General features: G+C 30.9%; 27 protein-coding genes. 20 read left to right on the forward strand and 7 right to left on the reverse strand.

The features are described from left to right. Positions 1-15 precede the first annotated feature (15 nt). Positions 16-831 (reverse strand): 2,3,4,5-tetrahydropyridine-2,6-dicarboxylate N-succinyltransferase, encoded by an 816-nt coding sequence (locus tag GQR92_RS08035; RefSeq protein ID WP_158838616.1) that lies wholly within the window; start codon positions 829-831, stop codon positions 16-18. Between the two features lie 197 nt (positions 832-1,028). On the opposite strand from GQR92_RS08035, the gene ruvX reads away from it, so the two are divergent. The 5 genes from ruvX to GQR92_RS08060 all read left to right on the forward strand — a co-directional run bounded on the left by ruvX (position 1,029) and on the right by GQR92_RS08060 (position 4,034). Beyond that, positions 1,029-1,442, forward strand: coding sequence for a Holliday junction resolvase RuvX (ruvX, locus tag GQR92_RS08040; protein WP_158838617.1), 414 nt, complete (start codon positions 1,029-1,031; stop codon positions 1,440-1,442). 229 nt (positions 1,443-1,671) lie between these two features. Further along, complete coding sequence (def, locus tag GQR92_RS08045; protein WP_158838618.1) at positions 1,672-2,262, forward strand: peptide deformylase; 591 nt, start codon at positions 1,672-1,674, stop codon at positions 2,260-2,262. 100 nt (positions 2,263-2,362) lie between these two features. Further along, the gene (locus GQR92_RS08050) at positions 2,363-2,785 is read left to right on the forward strand and encodes a DUF5606 family protein (RefSeq protein ID WP_158838619.1); all 423 of its coding nucleotides are present in this window, start codon (positions 2,363-2,365) and stop codon (positions 2,783-2,785) included. Between the two features lie 182 nt (positions 2,786-2,967). Beyond that, the gene (mazG, locus tag GQR92_RS08055) at positions 2,968-3,747 is read left to right on the forward strand and encodes a nucleoside triphosphate pyrophosphohydrolase (protein ID WP_158838620.1); all 780 of its coding nucleotides are present in this window, start codon (positions 2,968-2,970) and stop codon (positions 3,745-3,747) included. A gap of 62 nt (positions 3,748-3,809) precedes the next feature. Further along, entirely contained in the window at positions 3,810-4,034 is a 225-nt protein-coding gene (locus GQR92_RS08060; RefSeq protein WP_158838621.1) for a hypothetical protein, read from the forward strand. 41 nt (positions 4,035-4,075) lie between these two features. On the opposite strand, the gene GQR92_RS08065 is transcribed toward GQR92_RS08060, so the two are convergent. The 5 genes from GQR92_RS08065 to GQR92_RS08085 all read right to left on the reverse strand — a co-directional run bounded on the left by GQR92_RS08065 (position 4,076) and on the right by GQR92_RS08085 (position 9,299). Next, positions 4,076-5,026: a glycosyltransferase gene (locus GQR92_RS08065; RefSeq protein WP_158838622.1), complete on the reverse strand. Its 951-nt coding sequence runs from the start codon at positions 5,024-5,026 to the stop codon at positions 4,076-4,078. 300 nt (positions 5,027-5,326) lie between these two features. Then, a complete protein-coding gene (locus tag GQR92_RS08070) occupies positions 5,327-6,133 on the reverse strand; it encodes an enoyl-ACP reductase FabI (RefSeq protein WP_158838623.1) in 807 nt (268 codons plus the stop codon). An 88-nt stretch (positions 6,134-6,221) separates the two neighbouring features. Continuing rightward, entirely contained in the window at positions 6,222-7,874 is a 1,653-nt protein-coding gene (gene recN / locus GQR92_RS08075) for a DNA repair protein RecN (RefSeq protein ID WP_158838624.1), read from the reverse strand. 57 nt (positions 7,875-7,931) lie between these two features. Beyond that, positions 7,932-8,165: a glycoside hydrolase family 2 TIM barrel-domain containing protein gene (locus GQR92_RS08080; protein ID WP_158838625.1), complete on the reverse strand. Its 234-nt coding sequence runs from the start codon at positions 8,163-8,165 to the stop codon at positions 7,932-7,934. A 246-nt stretch (positions 8,166-8,411) separates the two neighbouring features. Beyond that, positions 8,412-9,299 (reverse strand): LysR substrate-binding domain-containing protein, encoded by an 888-nt coding sequence (locus tag GQR92_RS08085; RefSeq protein WP_158838626.1) that lies wholly within the window; start codon positions 9,297-9,299, stop codon positions 8,412-8,414. Between the two features lie 78 nt (positions 9,300-9,377). Here GQR92_RS08085 and hutH point away from each other — a divergent pair, with 78 nt between their 5' ends. From hutH to hutG, 4 genes are read left to right on the forward strand one after another with little or no spacing between them, the layout of a single operon-like run. Continuing rightward, a complete protein-coding gene (hutH, locus tag GQR92_RS08090) occupies positions 9,378-10,868 on the forward strand; it encodes a histidine ammonia-lyase (RefSeq protein ID WP_158838627.1) in 1,491 nt (496 codons plus the stop codon). Positions 10,869-10,875: 7 nt separating this feature from the next. After that, positions 10,876-12,873 (forward strand): urocanate hydratase, encoded by a 1,998-nt coding sequence (locus tag GQR92_RS08095; RefSeq protein ID WP_158838628.1) that lies wholly within the window; start codon positions 10,876-10,878, stop codon positions 12,871-12,873. After that, positions 12,873-14,114 (forward strand): imidazolonepropionase, encoded by a 1,242-nt coding sequence (hutI, locus tag GQR92_RS08100; protein ID WP_158838629.1) that lies wholly within the window; start codon positions 12,873-12,875, stop codon positions 14,112-14,114. The genes GQR92_RS08095 and hutI overlap by 1 nt, the downstream gene beginning before the upstream one ends. Next, on the forward strand, positions 14,107-15,099 hold the full coding sequence (hutG, locus tag GQR92_RS08105) for a formimidoylglutamase (RefSeq protein ID WP_158838630.1): 993 nt from the start codon (positions 14,107-14,109) through the stop codon (positions 15,097-15,099). Before hutI ends, hutG begins: the two co-directional genes overlap by 8 nt. A gap of 41 nt (positions 15,100-15,140) precedes the next feature. Here the strand turns inward: hutG and GQR92_RS08110 are convergent, their stop codons facing one another. Then, positions 15,141-16,229: a formylglycine-generating enzyme family protein gene (locus GQR92_RS08110; RefSeq protein WP_158838631.1), complete on the reverse strand. Its 1,089-nt coding sequence runs from the start codon at positions 16,227-16,229 to the stop codon at positions 15,141-15,143. A gap of 148 nt (positions 16,230-16,377) precedes the next feature. On the opposite strand from GQR92_RS08110, the gene GQR92_RS08115 reads away from it, so the two are divergent. The 11 genes from GQR92_RS08115 to GQR92_RS08165 all read left to right on the forward strand — a co-directional run bounded on the left by GQR92_RS08115 (position 16,378) and on the right by GQR92_RS08165 (position 23,635). Then, the gene (locus tag GQR92_RS08115; RefSeq protein WP_158838632.1) at positions 16,378-17,034 is read left to right on the forward strand and encodes a TetR family transcriptional regulator C-terminal domain-containing protein; all 657 of its coding nucleotides are present in this window, start codon (positions 16,378-16,380) and stop codon (positions 17,032-17,034) included. A 10-nt stretch (positions 17,035-17,044) separates the two neighbouring features. Then, positions 17,045-18,349, forward strand: coding sequence for an ABC1 kinase family protein (locus GQR92_RS08120; RefSeq protein WP_158838633.1), 1,305 nt, complete (start codon positions 17,045-17,047; stop codon positions 18,347-18,349). Then, on the forward strand, positions 18,349-18,963 hold the full coding sequence (locus GQR92_RS08125) for a flavin reductase family protein (RefSeq protein ID WP_158838634.1): 615 nt from the start codon (positions 18,349-18,351) through the stop codon (positions 18,961-18,963). The genes GQR92_RS08120 and GQR92_RS08125 overlap by 1 nt, the downstream gene beginning before the upstream one ends. Before the next feature lie 5 nt (positions 18,964-18,968). Beyond that, positions 18,969-20,390 carry an SDR family oxidoreductase gene (locus GQR92_RS08130; protein WP_158838635.1) on the forward strand — a complete coding sequence of 474 codons (1,422 nt, stop codon included), beginning with the start codon at positions 18,969-18,971 and terminating at the stop codon, positions 20,388-20,390. A 441-nt stretch (positions 20,391-20,831) separates the two neighbouring features. Further along, entirely contained in the window at positions 20,832-21,056 is a 225-nt protein-coding gene (locus tag GQR92_RS08135) for a hypothetical protein (protein ID WP_158838636.1), read from the forward strand. Between the two features lie 77 nt (positions 21,057-21,133). Further along, complete coding sequence (locus GQR92_RS08140) at positions 21,134-21,349, forward strand: hypothetical protein (protein WP_158838637.1); 216 nt, start codon at positions 21,134-21,136, stop codon at positions 21,347-21,349. 6 nt (positions 21,350-21,355) lie between these two features. After that, a complete protein-coding gene (locus tag GQR92_RS08145) occupies positions 21,356-22,039 on the forward strand; it encodes an SDR family NAD(P)-dependent oxidoreductase (protein WP_158838638.1) in 684 nt (227 codons plus the stop codon). Positions 22,040-22,054: 15 nt separating this feature from the next. Then, the gene (locus GQR92_RS08150; RefSeq protein ID WP_158838639.1) at positions 22,055-22,528 is read left to right on the forward strand and encodes a glutathione peroxidase; all 474 of its coding nucleotides are present in this window, start codon (positions 22,055-22,057) and stop codon (positions 22,526-22,528) included. A 4-nt stretch (positions 22,529-22,532) separates the two neighbouring features. Continuing rightward, the gene (locus GQR92_RS08155) at positions 22,533-22,706 is read left to right on the forward strand and encodes a Lacal_2735 family protein (protein WP_158838640.1); all 174 of its coding nucleotides are present in this window, start codon (positions 22,533-22,535) and stop codon (positions 22,704-22,706) included. A gap of 4 nt (positions 22,707-22,710) precedes the next feature. After that, complete coding sequence (locus GQR92_RS08160) at positions 22,711-23,172, forward strand: TspO/MBR family protein (RefSeq protein WP_158838641.1); 462 nt, start codon at positions 22,711-22,713, stop codon at positions 23,170-23,172. Position 23,173: 1 nt separating this feature from the next. Then, entirely contained in the window at positions 23,174-23,635 is a 462-nt protein-coding gene (locus GQR92_RS08165) for an SRPBCC family protein (protein ID WP_158838642.1), read from the forward strand. Positions 23,636-23,637 lie beyond the last annotated feature (2 nt).

The raw sequence follows: 23,637 nt of genomic DNA on the forward strand, positions 1-23,637 counted from the left end.
AGTTTTTTTTAATTCTTAAACAGCAACGTCATATTCTCTTAATGCATCATTTAAAGAAGTCTTTTTATTGGTGCTTTCTTTTCTTTTTCCGATAATTAAAGCACAAGGTACATTGAATTCTCCTGCTGGAAATTTCTTTGTATAACTTCCTGGTATCACCACAGATCTTGCAGGTACAACACCCTTAGTTTCTACAGGTACATCACCAGTAACATCAATAATTTTTGTACTCATAGTAAGTACCACATTTGCACCTAAAACAGCTTCTTTTTCTACTCTAACACCTTCTACAACAATACATCTAGAACCAACAAAAACGCCATCTTCTATAATTACAGGAGCTGCTTGTAATGGTTCTAAAACACCACCAATACCTACTCCACCAGAAAGGTGAACATTTTTACCAATTTGCGCACAAGAACCAACAGTAGCCCAAGTATCAACCATAGTTCCTTCATCTACATACGCCCCAATATTAACGTAACTTGGCATTAAAATAGTACCTGGTGAAAGGTAAGATCCTTTACGAGCAGATGCTCCAGGAACCACACGAACTCCTTGCGCTGCGTAATCTGTTTTTAAAGGCATTTTATCATGATATTCAAAAATACCAGCTTCTAAAGTTTCCATTTTCTGAATAGGGAAATATAAAACTACTGCTTTCTTTACCCATTCATTTACTTGCCAACCATCTGTTGTAGGTTCTGCAACTCTTAATTCTCCTTTATCTAATAAATCAACAACTTTTCTAATTGTGTTAATTGTATTTTCTTCTTTTAACAACTCACGATTATCCCAAGCTGCCTCTATGATTTTTCTAATTTCTTTCATCCTAATAAGTATATTTGTGCAAATATAAATCTATCCACAAAAACGCGAACGAATATACGTTTTTTAAACAGATTATTTGATGTTGTTTAAAATACAATTGTCAAATTGTTAAAATTTAATAGTTAACTAATTGATAATATTTCAATTAAACGATGGTTATTAGATTATAACTTTTATTTTTGCAAAAAACATTTAATTTGAGTAGAATTCTCGCCATCGATTTTGGTAAAAAAAGAACAGGTATTGCAGTAACAGATGAACTTCAAATTATTGCCTCTGGTTTAACAACAGTAAATACCGACGATTTAATTCCTTTTCTAAAAGAATATATTTCTAAAAATAAAGTAGAACTGTTTGTGGTAGGTAAACCAAAACAAATGAATAATACTGATAGCGAAAGTGAAGCATTGATTCTTCCTTTTCTACAAAAGCTTGAAAAGCAAATCCCAAAAATTCCTCTTTTAAGAATTGATGAACGTTTTACGTCTAAAATGGCTTTTCAGACAATGATTGATGGTGGATTAAATAAGAAACAACGCAGAAATAAAGCTTTGGTTGATGAAATTAGTGCAACAATTATATTACAGTCCTATTTATATAACAAAGGTTAATTTTTGTAATTATTTCAACTTAAAAAACGATTAAGGCTATACTTAATTTAATAAAAATGAGTTTATCATTCTAAATAATGAACAATCTCTACACTAAAACAACTTACCTTATATAAAGGGGTAAATTGTTTTTTTGTTATAAAAAAATGCCCCATCTTAAAATTCGCAATTCAAAATTCGTAATTCGTAATTCTAAATTGTATTTTTGCAAATCTTAAAAAAAAATGAAATGATATTACCAGTTATTGCTTACGGAGATCCTGTTTTACGAAAAGTAGGCGTAGAAATTGATGCAGATTATCCTAATTTAGAAAAATTGATTTCTAACATGAGAGAAACCATGTACAATGCTTCTGGTGTTGGTTTGGCTGCTCCTCAAATAGGTAAATCTATTCGTTTGTTTATTATAGACGCTTCGCCTTTTGCAGAAGATGAAGACTTGTCTGAAAAAGATAGAGAAGCTTTAAAAAACTTTAATAAAGTATTTATAAACGCTAAAATTATTAAAGAAGAAGGAGATGAATGGGCTTTTAATGAAGGCTGTTTAAGTATTCCTGATGTTAGAGAAGATGTTTTTCGTCAACCAGAAATTACCATTGAATACCAAGATGAAGACTTTAAAACACATACAGAAACCTTAGATGGTTTAGCGGCTAGAGTTTTTCAGCACGAGTATGATCATATCGATGGAATTTTATTTACGGATAAACTATCTACTCTTAAAAAAAGATTGATCAATAAGAAATTAGAAAAAATTTCTAAAGGAAAAATTAACGCAGATTACAGAATGCGTTTCCCAAATGCTAAAAAAGGTAAATAATATAAATTAATGTCTGTTCTAGCGTGGTAGAGAACTATTCCGTTTTGGTTTAAAACAACCTCTCAACTGAACTAGAACAACAAAAAAAATAAAAACATATATGGAATTTAACAAAATTATTGCCGTAACAGGTAAACCAGGATTATTTCAAGTAATATCTCAAACAAAAAATGCAGTAATTGCAGAATCTATAGTAGAAAAAAAACGTGTCGCAATTAATGCGGCTCAAAACGTTAGTTTGTTAGAAAACATAGCAATTTACACGTACGAAGAAGATGTGCCTTTATTAAAAATCTTTACTTCAATGTTCGAAAAAACGGAAGGAAAAGAAGCGATATCTCATAAAGAAAGTAGTAAAAACTTAACTAACTTTTTCTCTGAAGTATTGCCAGGTTATGATGAAGAAAGAGTATATGCTTCTAATATTAAAAAAGTAATTCAATGGTTTAATATTTTAGTAAAAGCTGGTATGGAATTTCCTAAAGTAGAAGAAGTAACTGCTGAAGAAACAGAAAAAGAGTAAATAGTATTCAGTATTCAGTATTCAGTATTCAGTATTCAGTATTCAGTATTCAGTATTCAAAACTAAAAAAATATAACGACTGTTATTTCGAAATGAGCTTTTTTAAGCGATTGAGAAATCTCATTAAATTATTAGGTTTACTATAAAAAAAAACACAACGTTCAGCTTCGAAACTAAAAAACATGAATAGCAGAAAAGAACAATTAGCCGCTTTTAACAGATTGTTAGATATTATGGACGACCTTCGTGAGAAGTGTCCTTGGGATAAAAAACAAACTTTAGAAAGTTTACGTCATCTTACAATTGAAGAAACGTACGAATTGGCAGATGCTATTCTAGACAATGATTTACCCGAAATAAAAAAAGAATTAGGCGATGTGCTTCTGCACATCGTCTTTTATGCTAAAATTGGAAGCGAACAAAAAGCTTTTGATATTGGCGATGTTGCCAATGCTATTTCCGATAAATTAATACATAGACATCCTCATATTTATGGAGATGTTGTTGCTGATACTGAAGAAGAAGTAAAACGTAATTGGGAACAATTAAAATTAAAAGAAGGAAACACTTCTGTCTTAGAAGGTGTTCCTAAAAGTTTACCTGCTGTTGTAAAAGCAAGTAGAATTCAAGAAAAAGTGAAAGGAGTTGGTTTCGATTGGGAACACCCAGAACAAGTTTGGGAAAAAGTACAAGAGGAATTAACCGAACTAAACGAAGAGGTAAAAGCTGGAAACAAAGAAGAAACTGAAAAAGAGTTTGGTGATGTCTTATTTTCTATGATAAACTACGCTCGCTTTATTGGTGTAAACCCAGAAAATGCTTTAGAAAAAACAAATAAGAAGTTTATCAATCGTTTTCAATTTCTAGAAAAAGAAGCTAAAAAAGAAGGCAAAGAACTTGCGGATATGTCCTTAACTGAAATGGATGTGTATTGGGAAAAATCGAAAGCGTTCTATAAATAAAAAAATTATTTTTTTTTATTCAGAAGAATACATATTCTTAAACAACATGCTACTTTTAAACTTTGGCTAAAGCCAATATTTATCTCATTAATTTAGCACAGGCTGAAGCCAGTGCCTATTTACAACAAAACAATATCTTTTCTTTTTATATTATTCAATTTCCTATGGATTTATCCATAGGTAAATATATTTTATTACAACAAGCACAGGCTGAAGCCAGTGCCTATTTACAACAAAACAATATCTTTTCTTTTATATTATTCAATTGCCTATGGATTTATCCATAGGAAAGTAGATTTTATTACAACATGGCTTTAGCCAAATATTACTATTTCTTCGGATAAAATTGCGACTCCAGAAAGCCTAATCCGTATCCTAAAAACTGCGTTAAAGAAGTAAACATACTTAAAAAAGCTACTTGTAAATTCTTATTCTGAAAGAGGGAATCTAAGAAAATTAGCAAGAAATACAATCCGTAGCAATAGAGTAATTGATTATAGCCAAAGACAGCCAAAATGATACTCACATCAATCCCTATAATAAACAAAGAAGGAAACCAATAGGTTGGTTTTGCTGTTTCTGGATATTTTTTATTCAAAATGGGTCTTGCTGTTCCGAAACCAAAAGTTTGTTTAAAAAATTGCTGAATAGAGCTTCTTCTTTTATGATAGACAAATGCCTTTTCTATCAATTGTGTTTCAAAACCGTTTTCCCAAAGTCGGAATGTTAAATCGATATCTTCTCCGTTTTTCATTTTAGAAAAACCTTGTGTTTTATTAAAAGCAGCTTTAGAAAGTCCTAAATTAAAACTTCTTGGTTGAAATTTACCTACAGCTTGCTTTTTACCACGAATTCCGCCTGTAGTTAACACAGAAGTCATAGAATAATTAATGGCTTTTTGTAATGCTGTAAAACTTTTATGCGCCGCATCTGGACCACCAAAAGCATCTGTAAAATTTATTTTTAATGCTTTATTTACTTCGGATAGATATTGACTTGGAACAATAACATCCGAGTCTAAGATGATAAAATAATCTCCATTAGCATGCTGCATTCCGAAATTTCTGCTTGCTCCTGCGCCACTGTTTTCTTTAAAAAAATATTTTAAATCTAATTGATTATTATACTTCCCTACAACTGCTTCACTTTTTTCTGTAGAGCCGTCTTCTATAATTAAAACTTCAAAATCTTTAGAGAAATCTTGTTGTGTAAGACTTTCTAATAATTCGTCTATTTCTGTAGGACGATTGTAAACAGGTATGATGATGGAGTATTTCAATTATCAGTTATCAGTTATCAGTTATCAGTTATCAGTTATCAGTTATCAGTTATCAGTTATCAGTTATCAGTTATCAGTTATCAGTTATCAGTTATCAGTTATCAGTTATCAGTTATCAGTTATCAGTTATCAGTTATCAGTTATCAGTTATCAGTTATCAAAGTTAAAAAATTAGGCTGTTACTTGCTTTAATCTTTAAAAAAGTTGGCAAATAAACTTAGCCCAGATTGAAGTGGCATCCTTTTTTTATTTTTCTTAAAAAAAGATATAACGGAAAGCTGGAAATAGCTTCTTATAAAACTATTCGAACTTATCCATAACAGCATCACTTACGCCCATGTTAGAGAAGCCACCATCGTGAAATAGGTTTTGCAACGTAACTTTCTTGGTTAAGTCTGAAAATAATGAAATGGTATAATCTGCACAATCGGCCGCAGAAGCATTGCCTAAAGGACTCATTTTTTCTGAAAAATTGATAAATCCGTCGAAACCTTTTACGCCGTTTCCAGCAGTTGTTGGCGTTGGAGATTGAGAAATAGTGTTGACACGCACTTTAAAATCTCTACCAAAATAATACCCAAAACTACGTGCAATAGACTCTAAATAGGCTTTATTATCTGCCATGTCATTGTAATCTGGAAACACTCTTTGCGCCGCCATATAAGTTAAAGCAACAATAGAACCCCAATCTTTCATGGCTTTTTTATGATACAAAACATTGAGTACTTTATGAAAAGAAACGGCTGAAACATTCCAACCTTTTGTGGTATAATCGTAATTTGGATCTGTATACGGTTTATTTTTTCTAACATTTACAGACATACCGATGGAATGTAAAACGAAATCTATTTTACCGCCAAGAATCTCCATAGATTTTTCAATAAGGTTTTCTAAATCTTCAACAGAAGTAGCATCTGCAGGAATAATTTGAGAACCGGTTTTCTTTGCTAAAACATCTAATTGGCCCATTCTTATAGAAGCCGGTGCGTTGGTTAAAACAAACTCAGCTCCTTCTTCATGTGCTCTTTGAGCCGTTTTCCAAGCGATAGAGTTTTCATTTAAAGCACCAAAAATGATTCCTTTTTTTCCTTTTAGTAAGTTGTACATGTTGCTAAATATTTGTTTTATGAGATTTCTCAATCGCTAAAAAAGCTCATTTCGAAATAACAATCTCACTTTATAAGTTTTATATAAACTAATTCAATAATTCTTTTGCGTGTGTTAATGCAGAGTCGGAAATATCTTTACCACTTAACATTTCTGCAATTTCTACAATACGTTCTTCTGTAGTTAATTGTTTTAAATTAGTTGTGGTAACACCCTTTACTTCTTCTTTATACACCTTGTAGTGATTGATTCCTTTTGCGGCAATTTGCGGTAAATGCGTAATAGCAATTACTTGCATATTTTTACTCATCTGCTGCATAATGGCTGCTATTTTATTAGAAACCTCACCAGAAACTCCCGTATCTATTTCATCGAAAATAATGGTTGGTAATTGTGTGTTTTCTGATAAAATTGTTTTTACAGAAAGCATAATTCTAGACAATTCTCCACCAGAAGCCACTTTCTTTAACTCACCAAAATGTCCGCCTTTATTAGCAGAAAAAAGGAATTCTAATTCGTCTTTACCGTTTGAAAAATAATTTTTAGTTGCTTTTATCTTTATTGAAAAACGAGCGTTTTCCATTCCTAAATCGGTTAACAAAACTTGCAATTCTTTTGTTAATTTAGGTATTGAGCTTGTTCTTGCTTTAGAAATTAAATCTGCTACTTTATCTAATTTTACAGAAATATCATCTATTTCCTTTTGCTTTTCGTTAATTACTTCGTCTGCAGATTCTACATCACCTACTTCTTCAGAAATTTTTTCGAAAACTTGTATTAGTTCTTTATTTGAACCAACAGCATGTTTTTTCTGTAAATTATATAGCAATTGTAATCTGTCATTAATTTCTTCTGCTTCATTTGGGTTGAAATCTACATTTTCATTAGCATCTTCTAACTCAGAAACAATATCATCAATTTCTATTTTTACAGAAGTAATTCTTTCTGATAACGTTTGATATTCTTTAGAAAACGTAGAAATTTTAGTCAGTCTGTTTTCTAAAGTGTTTAGTAAATTCTGAATTCCGATTTCTTCATTTATCGTAAGCTCAAGTGCTTCCGATAAATTGTCTTTTATGTCTTCTATATTGTTTAATTTCTCTAGCTTTTCTTCTAAAATCTCTTGCTCATCAACTTTAATTTTAGCTTCTTCTAATTCCTTAAAAAGATGTAAATTATAGTCGTATTTCTGATTTGCAATTAATTGCTTTTCCTCTAACTTACTAAGTTCTTTTTTTAATTTGTTTAACTGTACAAATCCTCTTTGGTAAGAAGCAATTCTTGCTTGATTTTTTGCCAAGGCATCTAAAATAGTAAACTGAAAACTGTTATCAGACAGTTGCATTGTTTGATGCTGAGAGTGTACATCTATCAATTTAGATCTTAATTGATTTAAAACAGACAGCGTAACAGGCGTATCATTTACAAAAGCTCTTGATTTACCAGATGGTAAAATTTCTCTTCTAATAATGGTTTCAGACTCGTAATCTAAATCTACTTCTTTAAAAAAGTCTTCTAAATGATAACTAGAAAGCGCAACTTTTGCTTCAACAATACATTTTGTTGAAGTATCTTTTAATGAAGATAAATCGGCTCTGTTACCAAGCACCAATCCTAATGCTCCTAAAAGTATGGATTTACCTGCTCCGGTTTCTCCTGTAATAATAGATAAACCAGAAGAAAAATCAATAGATAACTTATTGATTAATGCGTAGTTATTAATGGAAAGTTGTGTTAACAAATTTTCTGAATTTTAGAAGATAAAATTAAGGAAAATTAATTGATAGTTAAAGAACAATTACGAATCGTTTTTAGTAGCATAAAATGTTACTTCTTCTTTAACAGCATGTCCTTCTGTATCACTATGGTCATGCAGATTGGCTCCTTTAACAAGTACAGGTTGCCCATTCACTAAAAACTGGCTATTCTCTATCTTAATATTTCTAAAACCTACTTTAATACTTATTGCTTCTATAGTATTATTTTTTTCGTCTTTTAAGTCGATCAATAAAGAGTATAAATTTGGGTGCATCAATAGTAAATTGACTTGTTGTAATGAGAATACCCTTTTTCTAACACCTAGAGTTCAACATTTTCTAAACTTAAGCCATTCAAATTTTTTAATTTAAGAAAAAAACAAGATTTGTTATTAAAAGGCTTTTCTCTAAGTTAAAAATAAGTTAGAATAATACAGGCAGACCAACAAATGCTAATGTTTTTGATGTAATTTTTTCTGATAAAAAAACACCACTATTTCAATTTAAACGCATATTACATATTAAATTTCTTCAATAAACTTTAACAAATGCTGTAAGGAAGGGTTTTTATTATTTTTATTCCAAATTACAGAAAGAGACGTTCTTTGCGTCATTTTATCTAATGCTATAAATTTCACTTTCTTATTATCCGTTAACGTTAAAGATGCTGGCACAATAGAAATACCCAAACCATTTTCTACTAAACTATATATAGAAGCTGCATGTATGGTACTATGAGAAACGATGGGAGAAAAACCACTATCATCAAAAAGTTGCATTACTTTTTCATAATAAGAAGAACTATCAGAAGAATCGAACATAATAAATGGTACTTTTTCTAATTGAATTAAACTTTTAAAATTGTCGCTATTCAGCGGATGTTCTATGGGCAGTACCAAACAGAAAGGTTCTTTTAAAACTTCGTAAATACCTAAACCAGCTGGCACTCTATCTAAACGTACAAAGCCAACATCAATTTCATTAGAAAGCAATTGTTCTATTTGTTGCTGGTTGTTCATTTCCTTTAAATTGAAAACAACATTTTCATACTCTTCCTTTAACCTCAACAATAATTGAGGTATTATTTTTTTCATGGCGGATCCCACATATCCAAAATTCAAATTCCCTTCAACACCATTATTTACCAATTTTGCAAAATCTAAAATTTCGGTTAACTCATTTAAATTACGAGTTAATTCTTTTCTTAAATACTCGCCTGTTTTTGTTAACTCAACTTTTCTATTATGACGATCAAAAAGCTTTACACCTAAATCGTCTTCCATATTTTTAATCTGCCTTGTTAAACCAGGTTGAGAAATATATAATTTCTCTGCCGCCTTTCTAAAATGAAGTGTCTCTGCAACAGCCAAAAAATATCGAATGTGTCTATACTCTATTTGATTACTCATAAGCATCAATTACTTGTTATTATAATATCAAAAGATATCAAATATAAAGATAACTTTGTATCAAAATACAAAATCACTATGTTTTTATACGGAATAGATAGACTTACAGTCGATAAAGTTATTGCCATTGCCAACGGAAGTTTAAAAGCTATTTTAAATGAGGAAGCAATCGACAACATAAATAAATGTAGAGAAAAAGTTGAAATTATGGCAAGTTCCAACAAAGCCATTTACGGAATTAACACCGGTTTCGGACCATTATGCGACACACAAATATCACCAAAAGACACAAGTAAATTACAAACAAACCTACTAATAACACACGCAGTTGGTGTAGGTGAACCAATACAGAAAGAACTTTCTAAAATAATGATGATTTGCAAAGTACATGCATTATCTCAAGGTTATTCTGGAGTTCGATTAACACTTATAGAGCGTATTATTTTCTTTATTGAAAACGATATTCTACCTGTTGTACCAGAAAAAGGTTCCGTAGGTGCTTCTGGAGATTTAGCGCCTCTATCTCACTTATTCTTACCAATAATTGGAGAAGGAGAATGTTGGGTAGACAATACTATTATATCAACCAATAAAATATACGAAACACATCATTTAACACCATTAACACTGCAAGCAAAAGAAGGTTTAGGTTTAATAAATGGTACACAATTTATTTTAGCGCACGCCATTAAAGCATTGCAAAGAATGGAGTATTTACTCGATTTAGCAGATTTATCTGGAGCAATGGTTTTAGAAGGTTTTCAGGGAAGTGCTTCTCCTTTTAGAAAAGAATTACATGAAATAAGACCTTTTGCAGGAAGCATAAAAGTGGCAAAACGCATGAGAATGTTTTTAAAGGATTCTCAGAATGTAGAAAACCATTTCGAATGTGATAGAGTTCAAGACCCCTATTCTGTAAGATGTATACCACAAGTTCACGGAGCCTCTAGAAATGCATTTCAGCATTTAAATGAATTGGCAGAAATAGAAATGAATTCTGTAACAGACAACCCTATTGTATTGAGTGATACAGAAGCTATTTCTGGAGGAAATTTTCATGGACAACCTTTAGCAATGGCGTTAGATTATACTTCTATTGCCGCATCAGAATTAGGAAACATTGCAGACAGAAGGTGTTTTTTACTTTTAGAAGGAAAATACGGTTTACCAAGATTACTTACAAAAAGTGGTGGTTTAAATTCTGGTTATATGATTCCGCAATACACAACCGCAGCTTTGGTTACAGAAAACAAATCGTTATGCTTCCCTCCTTCTGCAGACAGTATTCCTACTTCTTTAGGGCAAGAAGATCATGTTTCTATGGGAAGTATTTCTGGGCGAAAACTAAATCAAATTCTTAGTAATGTAGAAATGATTTTAGCCATAGAATTAATGTACGCAGCACAAGCAATGGAATTTAGAAGACCTAATCAGTTTTCTACCATTATTGAAGAAAATTTTAAAATTATAAGACAAAAAGTAGCGAAATTAGAAGAAGACCGCATTCTTAAAGACGACATTAACGAAATGATATTGTTAGTAAGAAATATGGCATTCATTGTAAAATAATTTAAAGATGACATTTAAAGAACAAATACAAAAAGGAATTCCGGCTACTTTACCAAACAAAAAAGAATATCCTAAAAACGCCAATAGAGCACCAAAAAGAAAGGACATTTTATCTTTTGATGAAAAAAAATTAGCCATTAGAAATGCGTTGCGTTACTTCCCAAAAGAATGGCATCAAGAGCTTGCGATTGAATTTGCTGAGGAGTTAAAAAATTATGGTAGAATTTATATGTACAGATTCAAACCAAATTATAAAATACACGCACGTTCTATTGAAGAATACCCAGCAAAATCGACGCAAGCAGCGGCAATTATGCTAATGATTCAAAACAACTTAGATCCTAAAGTTGCACAACATCCAGAAGAATTAATTACTTATGGTGGCAATGGAGCGGTTTTTCAGAATTGGGCGCAATACCTATTGGTAATGCATTATTTATCAGAAATGACAAATAAACAAACGTTGCACATTTATTCTGGGCATCCGATGGGCTTATTTCCTTCTTCTAAAAAAGCCCCAAGAGTAATTGTTACCAATGGAATGATGATTCCTAATTACTCGAAACCTGATGATTGGGAAAAATACAATGCTTTAGGTGTTACACAGTACGGACAAATGACCGCTGGTTCTTATATGTACATTGGGCCACAAGGAATTGTACACGGAACAACAATTACCTTAATGAATGCCTTTAGAAAAGTTTTATCAAAAGAAGAAACATCAAAAGGAAAAATATTTTTAACTGCTGGTTTAGGCGGAATGAGTGGTGCACAACCAAAAGCAGGAAACATTGCGGATTGTATTACCATTGCTGCAGAAATAAACCCAAAAGCAGCTACAAAAAGACATCAACAAGGTTGGGTAGATCTTTTAATTGATGATATCAATGATTTGATTAAAAGAGTAAAAATTGCACAACTAAAAAACGAAACGGTTTCCATTGCCTATATTGGTAATGTAGTAGAAATTTGGGAACGTTTTGATGAAGAAAACATTTTTATTCACTTAGGATCGGACCAAACCTCTTTACACATTCCTTGGACGGGTGGTTATTATCCTGTAGGGATTTCTTACGAAGAATCGAACCGATTAATAAGTGAAGAACCTTTACTCTTTAAAGAGAAAGTGCAAGAATCTTTAAGAAGACACGCAAAATCTATTAACAAGCACACTAAAAAAGGGACTTACTTCTTTGATTACGGAAACGCCTTTTTATTAGAATCTTCTAGAGCCGGAGCAGATGTAATGGCAGAAAACGGAATCGATTTTAAATACCCTTCTTATGTGCAAGACATACTAGGCCCTATGTGTTTCGATTATGGTTTTGGTCCATTTAGGTGGGTTTGTGCATCTGGAAAAGCAGAAGATTTAGATAAAACAGATGAAATTGCAGCCAAGGTTTTACAAAAAATCATGGAAAATTCTCCCAAAGAAATTCAATTGCAAATGCAAGACAATATTACTTGGATTAAAGATGCAAAGAAAAACAAAATGGTGGTAGGTTCTCAGGCTCGTATCTTATATGCAGATGCAGAAGGACGCGCAAAAATAGCCACCGCTTTTAATGATGCTATTAAAAATGGAAAAATTGGGCCGGTTGTTTTAGGTAGAGATCATCATGATGTGAGCGGTACAGATTCTCCATTTAGAGAAACATCTAACATCTACGATGGCAGTAAATTTACTGCAGATATGGCAATTCATAATGTTATTGGCGATAGTTTTAGAGGCGCAACTTGGGTTTCTATTCACAATGGCGGCGGCGTTGGTTGGGGTGAAGTAATAAATGGTGGTTTCGGTATGTTATTAGACGGCTCTAAACAAGCAGAAAAACGCTTAAAAAGCATGTTGTTTTACGATGTAAATAATGGTATTGCGCGTAGAAGTTGGGCTAGAAATGATGAAGCTATTTTTGCCATTAAAAGAGAAATGGAAAGGTCGCCCAATTTAAAAGTAACTTTACCTAACTTAGTACAAGACAAACTATTAAACAACTTATTTTAATGGCTACATTATTTAAAAATATAAAAGAATTAATTCAAGTTAGAACAACACCAATTTCTTTTGTTTCTGGTGATGAAATGAATATTCTACCTACAATTAAAAATGCTTTTTTAATTGTAGAAAATGGCTTGATTGCTAATTTTGGCGAAATGAAAGAGTGTCCGATTGAGAACTTTACAAAGGTGATTGATGCTACCGGAAAAATGATACTACCTTCTTGGTGCGATTCTCATACACATCTTGTTTATGCAGCTAATAGAGAAGGCGAATTTGCCGATAGAATTAGCGGCTTATCTTACGAGGAAATAGCAGAAAATGGAGGCGGAATTATAAACTCTGCTAAAAAACTACAACAGACTTCAGAGGATGAATTATACCAACAAAGTGAAGTTCGTTTAAAAGAAGTTATTCAACTAGGCACAGGAGCCATAGAGATTAAATCTGGCTACGGATTAACAGCAGAAGCTGAGTTAAAAATGCTTTGTGTTATTAGAAAATTAAAAGAAAACTATCCTATAGAAATAAAAGCAACTTTTTTAGGCGCACATGCAATCCCTTTAGAGTACAAAGAAAATAAAGCAGGTTATATCGATTTATTGGTAAGCAACATCATACCTAAAGTAGCCCAAGAAAAATTGGCAGAATATATAGATGTTTTCTGTGAAACAGGATATTTTTCAGCTTCAGACACCAAAAAAATTCTAGAAGCAGGAAAAAAATGTGGGTTAACTCCAAAGATTCACGTCAATCAATTTACGGCTATTGATGGTATTCAGGTAGGTATTCAATTCAATGCTTTATCTGTAGATCATTTAGAAATCATGAGAGACATCGATATTGAAGCTTTAAAAAAGACCAATACAATGCCTGTTGCATTACCAGGTTGTTCTTATTTTTTAAGCATTCCGTACACACCTGCTCGTAAAATGATTGACTCAGGTTTACCAATAGCCTTAGCATCTGATTTTAACCCAGGTTCTTCACCTTCTGGCAACATGAATTTTGTGATTGCTACAGCATGTATTAAAATGAAAATGACTCCGCAAGAAGCAATCAATGCAAGTACTATAAATGGTGCCTATGCCATGGGTTTAGAAACTAAAACCGGAACAATTACCAAAGGAAAATTAGCTAATTTAATTTTAACCAAACCCATAAATTCTTACGCTTTTATCCCTTATTCTTTTGGAAATAATCAGATTGAAAAAGTATATTTAAAAGGAATAGAAATCGATGGATAAATTAAATATGACATACCAACTTCCTGAAAAAAAATTCTGGACGGGAAGAAAATCAAATCCAGCATTAGAAAATCAATATTGGTATCAAGAAATAGAATTACGTAACATTAAAGAGCTTGATCACAAACAAATTGACATCGCCCTAATTGGTTATGCTTGCGATGAAGGTGTAAAAAGAAATTTAGGTAGAATTGGCGCTAGTGAAAGTCCGAATGTAATAAGAGAGCGTCTAGCTAAATTACCCATCCATTTTGAGGCTAAAAAAATTGTAGATGTTGGTAATATTACTTGTATCAATCAAGATTTAGAAACGTGTCAATTAAGCTTTGCAAAGGCGATAAAAAAACTAATTTCTAATGGTATTTTTCCGATTGCTATTGGTGGCGGACATGATATTGCTTACGGTCATTTTAAAGGTATTTATGAAAGCATCAACAACAAACAAAAAAACAAGATTGCTATTATAAATTTTGATGCTCATTTCGATTTACGTCCTGTAGAAACCAAACCGAACTCCGGAACTCCTTTTAATCAAATTTTAAATGAGTTTAAAAATGTAACTTATTTCCCCATAGGAATTCAGCAACAATCTAACACTAAAGAACTTTTTAATATTGCAAAAAGTAAGAATGTAGCTTTTGTGATCAATTATGACTGTGAAACTGATTCAGAAAAAATTAATGCTATCAAAAAAAAGTTACAACCAATTATTGAAAAAAGTGATTATATATACATTACCATAGATATGGATGGTTTTTCATCTGCCTATGCTCCAGGCGTGAGTGCTCCATCATCTTTAGGTTTTACGCCAAATTTTGTTTTTAAAATACTTCACTATTTATTTGAAACAAAAAAAGTAATTTCTTGTGATATCGCAGAACTAAATCCATCTTTGGATATAGACAATACAACAGCCAATTTAGCGGCTAAACTTATAAATTTCATTGTAATGGAACAAACAAAAAACTCCCTTTTATCAGTTTGATAAAAGAGAGTTTCGTATTCATTTATAAGTAATAGTATTTATTATTTTACCAACATTTCTTTAGTTGCCACAGTTCTAAAACCAATATGATCTGAACCAGAATTCGGTTCCATACCCATTCTAGCTGAAATTCTAAAACTTGCGCAATAAGATGCATGGCATAAAAAAGAACCACCTTTCATTACATATTCTATTTGATAAGGATTACTTGGTGTATACGATTTATCTGCTCCAATAGGATTTTGCAAAACAACATTTGGATCTATAGTCTGATAATAATTTACATTAAACAAATCAGACGTCATTTCCCAAACATTACCTGCCATATCATACAAACCGATATTGTTTGCTGGATACGATTTTACTGGTGAAATATATTCAAATCCATCTTCAGAAACATTTTCTGTAGGAAACTTTCCTTGCCACGTATTTGCATTTGCATTTAAATCTTCAAATTTATTTCCCCAAGTAAAAATATTGTCTTCAAATTTTCCTTGTGCTGCAGACTCCCACTCTGCCTCTGTTGGCAATCTTCTGTTAGACCATTTACAATACGCCAAAGCATCCTCTTGGGCAATATGAACTACTGGAAAATTATCTTTTCCTTCAATAGAACTTCCTGGTCCTTCTGGATGTTTCCAATCTGCTCCAAGTTTCCAAGCCCACCATTGTCCATAATTATCCATAGAAACAACACCTTTGGCATGTTTGTTAAAAATTAAACTACCAGGTTGTAAAATTGAATCTGCTGGTTTAGGTGTATTTGGAGGTAAGTCTTTTTTAATTTCATCCCAATCAATTGGTTTTTCTGCAACCGTTATATATTTTGTAGCAGCAACAAACTTTTTAAATTGTTTGTTAGTAACTTCATGTGTATCAATAAAAAAACCATCAACAGCTACTTTATGAGCTGGTTTTTCACGTGGCATCGCATATTTATCATCATTTTTTGCCCCCATTAAAAAAGTTTTAGAAGCAACCCAAACCATACCATCTGGTGTTTCAATTTTATCAGTATTTGTTGTAGGTTTAACAACAGTCTTTTCTTTTACAGTTTTCTTATCACAACTAATAACAAAAACTGAAAGTGATAAAATGGTGAATAAAAAGGGTTTTAAATTAAAATTCATCTTTAAAATTTAGTATTTTAAGCAAATATAGATATTCTTAACTATAAATTTAATTCTATTAAATTGATTTATTTTTAACAAAAAATTATTGTTTAACAAAAGTGTATTTATGTTAAACATTTTGTATCTTTACATAAATTAAGACAATATGGCACGTAAGAAAAATATCAGCAAAGACAATTTAATATCATGGTACATGGAGTTTGTTTTAGAAAACAATCATCAACCTAAATCTGTATTTAGTTTTGCCAAAGAAAATAATTTTGAAGAAGCAGATTTCTATAAATTTTATACTTCTTTTGATATTTTGGAAGAAGCAATTTTTTCTGAGTTTTTTCATCATACCATAACGGTTTTAAGTAAAAGTGAAGACTACGAAACTTTTGATGCAAGAAATAAATTATTAAGCTTTTATTTTACTTTTTTCGAAATACTAACCGCTAAAAGAAGTTATCTTGTCTATGCTTTAGAAAGTAGCAGTAGAGATTTTAAAAAATTAAAAACATTAAAGGGGTTACGAAAAGAGTACATTAATTATGTTCAGAATATTGGCATTGAAAAAATAGACTTAAAGCACGAAAGACTAGGGGAAATTCAAGATAAATCGATACAAGAATCCTCTTGGTTTCATTTATTAGTAACTCTTAAGTTTTGGCTAGATGATGTTTCTCCTTCTTTTGAAAAAACGGACCTATTTATAGAAAAATCTATCAATGCTCGTTTTGATTTAATGGATATAAAACCATTACAGAGTATCATAGATTTTGGGAAATTCATCCTAAAAGAAAAAGTAAACTTTAACTAAAAAAGAAGCCATGAAAACCATTGATTCTTTACCAACATCTAAAATTCAAAGAGCTTCTAAATTAGTTACAACCGGAGCTAAAATTGGTGTAAACTATCTTAAATATTACGGAGATAAAATTACTAAAACAGAAGAAGAAGCAAAAGCCAAGTTAAATGAAAACAACGCAGAAGATATATATGACGGCTTAAAAACATTAAAAGGAAGTGCTTTAAAAGTGGCGCAAATGTTAAGCATGGAAAAAAGTATTTTACCACAAGCTTATGTAGAAAAATTTTCACTATCTCAATTTTCTGTACCACCACTTTCTCCTGCTTTAGTTACCAAAACTTTTAAAAAGTATTTTGGTAAAAATCCGAATGAAATTTATGATAAATTTGATACCGTTTCTGTAAACGCAGCAAGCATTGGTCAGGTTCATAAAGCAGAAAAAGACGGAAAAGAATTGGCCGTAAAAATTCAATATCCTGGTGTTGCACAAAGTATAGCTTCAGATTTAGCATTGGTAAAACCTATAGCTATTAAAATGTTTAATATTAGAGGAAAAGATTCTGATAAATATTTTAAAGAAGTAGAAAGTAAATTAGTAGAAGAAACAAATTACGTTTTAGAAGTTGCACAAAGTAAGGAAATTGTAGCCGCTTGTAAACACATACCCAACCTAAAATTCCCTGAATATTATGCTGATTTATCGTCAGACAGAATTATTACAATGGATTGGATGCATGGTGTTCATTTATCTGAATTTTATACAGACAACCAAGAAGTTGCTAATAAATTAGGACAGGCATTATGGGATTTCTACATGTTTCAGATTCATAAATTACAAAAGGTACATGCAGACCCGCATCCAGGAAATTTTTTAATTTCTCCAGAAAACGAATTAATTGTAATTGATTTTGGGTGCATGAAAACAATACCCAATGATTTTTATGTTCCGTATTTTGAATTAGCAAAAAAAGAAAACATTTCTAATCCTGCTTTTTTTGAAGAAAAACTATTTCAATTAGAAATTTTAAGAGCAGATGATTCTAAAGAAGAATTAGATTTCTTTAGAGCTATGTTTCATGAAATGCTTAGTTTATTTACGCAACCGTTTCACCAAGAAGTATTTGATTTTTCTGATGAAGTTTTCTTTGGTAAACTTTCTGAACTGGGCGCTAAATATGCAAAAAGCACCGAATTAAAAGATATGAACGGTAACAGAGGTTCTAAACATTTTATTTACATCAACAGAACTTTTTTTGGATTGTATAATTTAATGCACGATTTAAAAGCAAAAGATATAAAAATTAATAATTTTAAAACTCTTTAATGGCTTTTTTCAACTTTAAAAACATTCAAGATTTAGAGCATCTTTATAAAATAAACCTTATAAATAGCTGCACTGGTTTTAAATCGGCAAATTTAATTGCCACCATATCTAATAAAGGCATTAGTAATGTAGCTGTATTTAGTTCTGTTACACATTTAGGCTCTAACCCACCAACGTTAGGTTTTATTTTAAGACCCACAACAGTGCCAAGAAATACTTATAAAAACATAAAAGAAAGTGGCGTTTTTACCATCAATCATATCTATGAAAATATCATAGAAGACGCTCATCATACATCCGCAAAATACCCAGAAGAAATTTCTGAATTTGATATGACAAAACTAGAAGAGGAATTTAAAGGAGATTTTAAAGCTCCTTTTGTTAAAAACTCTCCTGTGCAAATGAGTATGAAATTTGTAGAAGAAATACATATTACATCTAATAATGTGTTAATGATTGTAGCTCAAGTACAAGAATTATATGTTAAAGACGAATTGCTAGAAAATGATGGATTGATTAATTTATCTAAAGGAAATGTGGTTACAATTAATGGCTTAGATACGTATGCTGTTCCTAAATTCAAAAAAAAATTAGCGTATCAAAGACCTAAATAAAACATATGAAAATTCTTGTAACAGGTGCAACCGGCTATATTGGCAAACGCTTAATTCCGTTATTATTAAATGATGGGCATACCGTTATTTGCCCCGTAAGAGATAAAAAAAGAGCAGAAAGTTATTACAAAAATCAAAAAAAAGTTCAATTAGTAGAAGCTGACTTTCTAGATAGCAATAGCTTAACAAACATCACAACAGATATTGATGCTGCTTATTATTTAATTCATTCTATGACCAATTCTGCTAAAGAATTTCATGTTTTAGAAGAAAAATGCGCTTTCAATTTTAAACGATTTACAGAAACAACTAAAATAAAACAAGTTATTTATTTAAGCGGAATAACCAATGACACTAAACTTTCTAAACATTTACTATCAAGAAAAAATGTAGAAAAAACTTTAGCGTCTAATAAGTATGCATTAACCACTTTTAAAGCAGGAATCGTTGTTGGTTCTGGGAGTTCTTCCTTTGAAATTATTAGAGATATTGTAGAAAAACTACCTGCAATGATAGCTCCTAAATGGCTAAACACCAAAACACAACCTTTAGCAATTAGAGATGTACTCTCTTTTTTACACAAATCTCTTGGCAAAAAAGAACTTTACAATACCTCTCATGATATTTTTGGCCCAGAAATACTTACTTATAAAGAAATGTTATTGCAATTTGCTGAAGTAAGAAAATTAAAAAGGTATATTTTAACAGTACCCGTAATGACTCCAAAATTATCTTCGTATTGGTTGTATTTTGTAACCTCTACATCTTATAAACTAGCAAGCTCTTTAGTAAATTCTATGGGCGTAGAAGTTATTGGCAATAAAAGTAATATTAATACAGTTTTAGACGTAAAACCAATGTCTTATAAAGAAGCTGTAAAACTAGCTTTTAAAAAAATTGAACAAAATAGTATTATTTCTAGCTGGAAAGACTCATACATAAGTAGTGGGAAATTAAAAAATTATGTTCACGAATTTATAAATGTTCCTGAATATGGATGTTTTAAAGATTTAAAAAAAAGACCCCTCATCGATAAAAAAAGAACACTAAACAGAATTTGGGCTATTGGAGGAGAAACAGGCTGGTACTATGGCACGTTTTTATGGAAAATTCGTGGCTTTCTAGATCAATTTTTTGGTGGTGCTGGTTTGCGTAGAGGAAGAAGACACCCTACTGAATTAAATGTAGGTGATGCTTTAGATTTTTGGCGAGTAATATATGCTGACAAAGAAAAAGGAAAACTTTTATTGTATGCAGAAATGATAATGCCTGGTGAAGCATGGTTAGAATTTAAAATTATAGATGACACACTACACCAAACAGCCACTTTTAGACCTCATGGTTTGGCAGGTAGGCTATACTGGTACGCCGTAATGCCTTTTCACTGGTTTGTTTTTAATGGAATGATTAACAACATCAATAAATAAGTAACATAAAACTACATCTCATACATCTCCTTGTATTTTTTTTACACAATAGTAAACAACTGAAAAACAAATCCTTAAAATATTATAATATTTTGTTAATTATTGTTTAACTATAACTATTATTCGTTAAACATTTCTTATATTTGAAAGAGAAATAGTAATTACTTAAAAAAAAGTAACTTAAAACATTAGGTCTATACAACTATAAAAAAAATCTATCTAATAGTTAATTGAATGGCATAAAAATTGAGCAGTCTATAGAAACACCTAAAATAATGATACTGCAGATAAGGTTCTAAAACTTCATTTCGACAAAAAAGAAATAAGTACAAAACTTTAAAAGGCAGTAGAAAAGGGTAAAAGAAGAAAAATGAAACATTTAAAAATTAAGAAACTTCCAAAAAGGATGATTTTAAATGTTCAAGAAAAAAAGAGTAAAATATGGATTTAATAAGTAAAGCATTAGAGTTTGAAACAAGAAAAATGAGATTCCCAACTACTAGCGATCGTGTACTAGCAGCTAGAGAGGCAAAATCTTTAATTTTAAGTTTAAACGAAGTTTATAAAGAAAATAAAGATTCTGAAATTATGGATATCATGAAACGATTAACTGTAATTAAACAAAGAATTGAAAGGCGTTTAAAAGGAAAACCTTTAACAGCATAATTATTACAGATTTCTATTGTTTTTCTAACTTTTATAATTATATTCACAAATTATAGAATAAAACAGAGAAACAGAGAATGAATTTATTAGAAAGAGCGGAAGAATTTGAACACAGAAAATTCTCATTCAAAACAACAAGTGATAGAATTGTAGCATCTAGAGAAGTAAAAGCTTTAATACTAGAACTAAACGAAGTATATAAAGAAAGTAAAGATCTAGAAATCATGGATCAAATGAAGCGCTTAACAGCTGTTAAACAAAAAATAGAAAAGCGCTTGAAAGGAAGACCTTAAAAGCAAATGAATAAAATTTTAGTTATTGGAGGAAGTAAAGGAATTGGAAAAGCAATTATAAATGCTTTAATTGATGAAAATTCAATTATAAATTTAAGCAGAACAGCTCCTTTACTTTCTCATACTAATCTCCATCACTTTACCTGCGATATCCTTACAGATGATTTACCTGAAATAGACGCAATAGACACTTTAATCTATTGCCCAGGAAGCATCAACTTAAAACCAATTTCACGATTAAACTTAAACGATTTCAGAGAAGACTTTGAAATAAACGTTATTGGAGCTGTAAAAGCAATTAAACACTATTTACCTTCTTTAAAAAAAGGAAACAAACCTTCTATTTTATTATTTAGTACAGTTGCCGCAAAATTAGGAATGCCATTTCACGCAAGTGTAGCGACTTCAAAATCTGCGGTAGAAGGGTTAACCAAATCTTTAGGAGCAGAATTAGCACCTTTAATTCGTGTAAATGCAATTGCACCAACAGTAACAGACACAGACTTGGCCTCTAAATTATTACGCAATGAGCGTATGATAGAAAACATTAAAGAACGCCATCCGTTAAAAAAATATTTAGACCCAAAAGAAGTTGCAGATTTAGCTTCTTTTTTAATTTCAGAAAAAGCAAGTTCTATTTCTGGTCAAATTTTTGAATTAGACTGCGGAATTGTCAGTTTTAAACTATAATTAAATCAAAAAAACATGAATATTTACAATATAGAGATTAGCAGTCTCCAGAATATTCCTATCCATTTGTCAGATTTTAAAGGTAAATACATCCTTTTTGTAAATGTAGCTTCTAAGTGTGGTTTTACTCCACAATACAAAGAATTAGAAGAATTACATAAAACCTATAAAGACCATTTAGTTGTTATTGGGGTTCCTTGTAATCAATTCGGAAAACAAGAACCAGGATCTTCTGCAGAAATACAAGAATTTTGTAAACTGAACTATGGAGTTACTTTTTTAATTACAGAAAAAGTAGATGTAAAAGGTATTAATCAGCACCCATTATACACTTGGTTAACCACTAAAAGCTTCAACGATAAAAAAAGTAGTTCTGTAAAATGGAACTTTCAAAAATATTTAGTCTCTCCCGAAGGTAAATTAATTGATTATTATTTTTCGATTACAAAACCAATGAGTTCTAAAATTACAAAACACTTAAAATCGTAAAATTATGTTTGGTATATTTAAAAGAAAAAGTGAATTAGAAAAACTACAAGATTCCTATAAAAAAATAATGGAAGAAGCTTTTAAATTGCAATCAATTAATAGAACTGATAGCGATAAAAAATATTATGAAGCAGATATGTTAATGAAGAAAATTGAGTCTTTACAATCAAAACAATAAGTTTATGAAACTATTAAAAATTACAATATTGTTTTTAATCTTCAATTTTGGAGGCTTAGCTATTGGTAGTTGGTTAATGAATAATGGCCCATTAACAGAATGGTATACTAGTTTAAACCAAGCTCCTTGGACGCCGCCCGGTATTGTTTTCGGAATTGCTTGGACAGCTATAATGATTTGCTTTTCTTTTTATTTAGGCAAACTTTTTATCGTAGAAAACACACAAAAAAACAAAATCCTTTTTGCATTTCAATTTGCTTTAAACGTCAGTTGGAACTACATTTTCTTCAATCAACATTTTGTTTTATTTGGATTAATAGTACTCATTACCTTAACCTCGCTTCTACTTTATTACTTTTTTAAAACCAGTAATAAAACCGGAAATTATAAATTATTATTACTGCCTTATATAATTTGGCTGTGTATTGCAACATCCTTAAACCTTTACGTTCTAATCTATAATTAAGATGAAAATTTATACGTTTCAAAGAAAACAAAAACTACCAATTACGGTAGAGAAAGCTTGGGAGTTTTTATCTAGCCCCAAAAACCTAAAAACAATTACGCCAGATTACATGAGTTTCGATATCCTTTCTGGAGCAGAAAAACCTATGTTTGCAGGTCAGATTATACAATATATTGTTACCCCAATTCTTGGGATAAAAACAAAATGGGTAACCGAAATTACACACGTAAAAGAAAATGAATATTTTGTTGACGAACAACGTTTTGGTCCTTATTCACTGTGGCATCACAAACATTTTATCAAAGAAATTGAAGGTGGTGTAGAAATGGAAGATATTATAGATTATAAAGTTCCAATAGGTATTTTAGGTCAAATGGTACATCCGATATTAGTAAAACCAAAATTAGAAGAGATATTTGCATACAGACAAAAGAAATTAATAGAACTATTTGGAAAATATTAAGT

Source organism: Polaribacter sp. L3A8 (assembly GCF_009796785.1).
Lineage (GTDB): Bacteria > Bacteroidota > Bacteroidia > Flavobacteriales > Flavobacteriaceae > Polaribacter.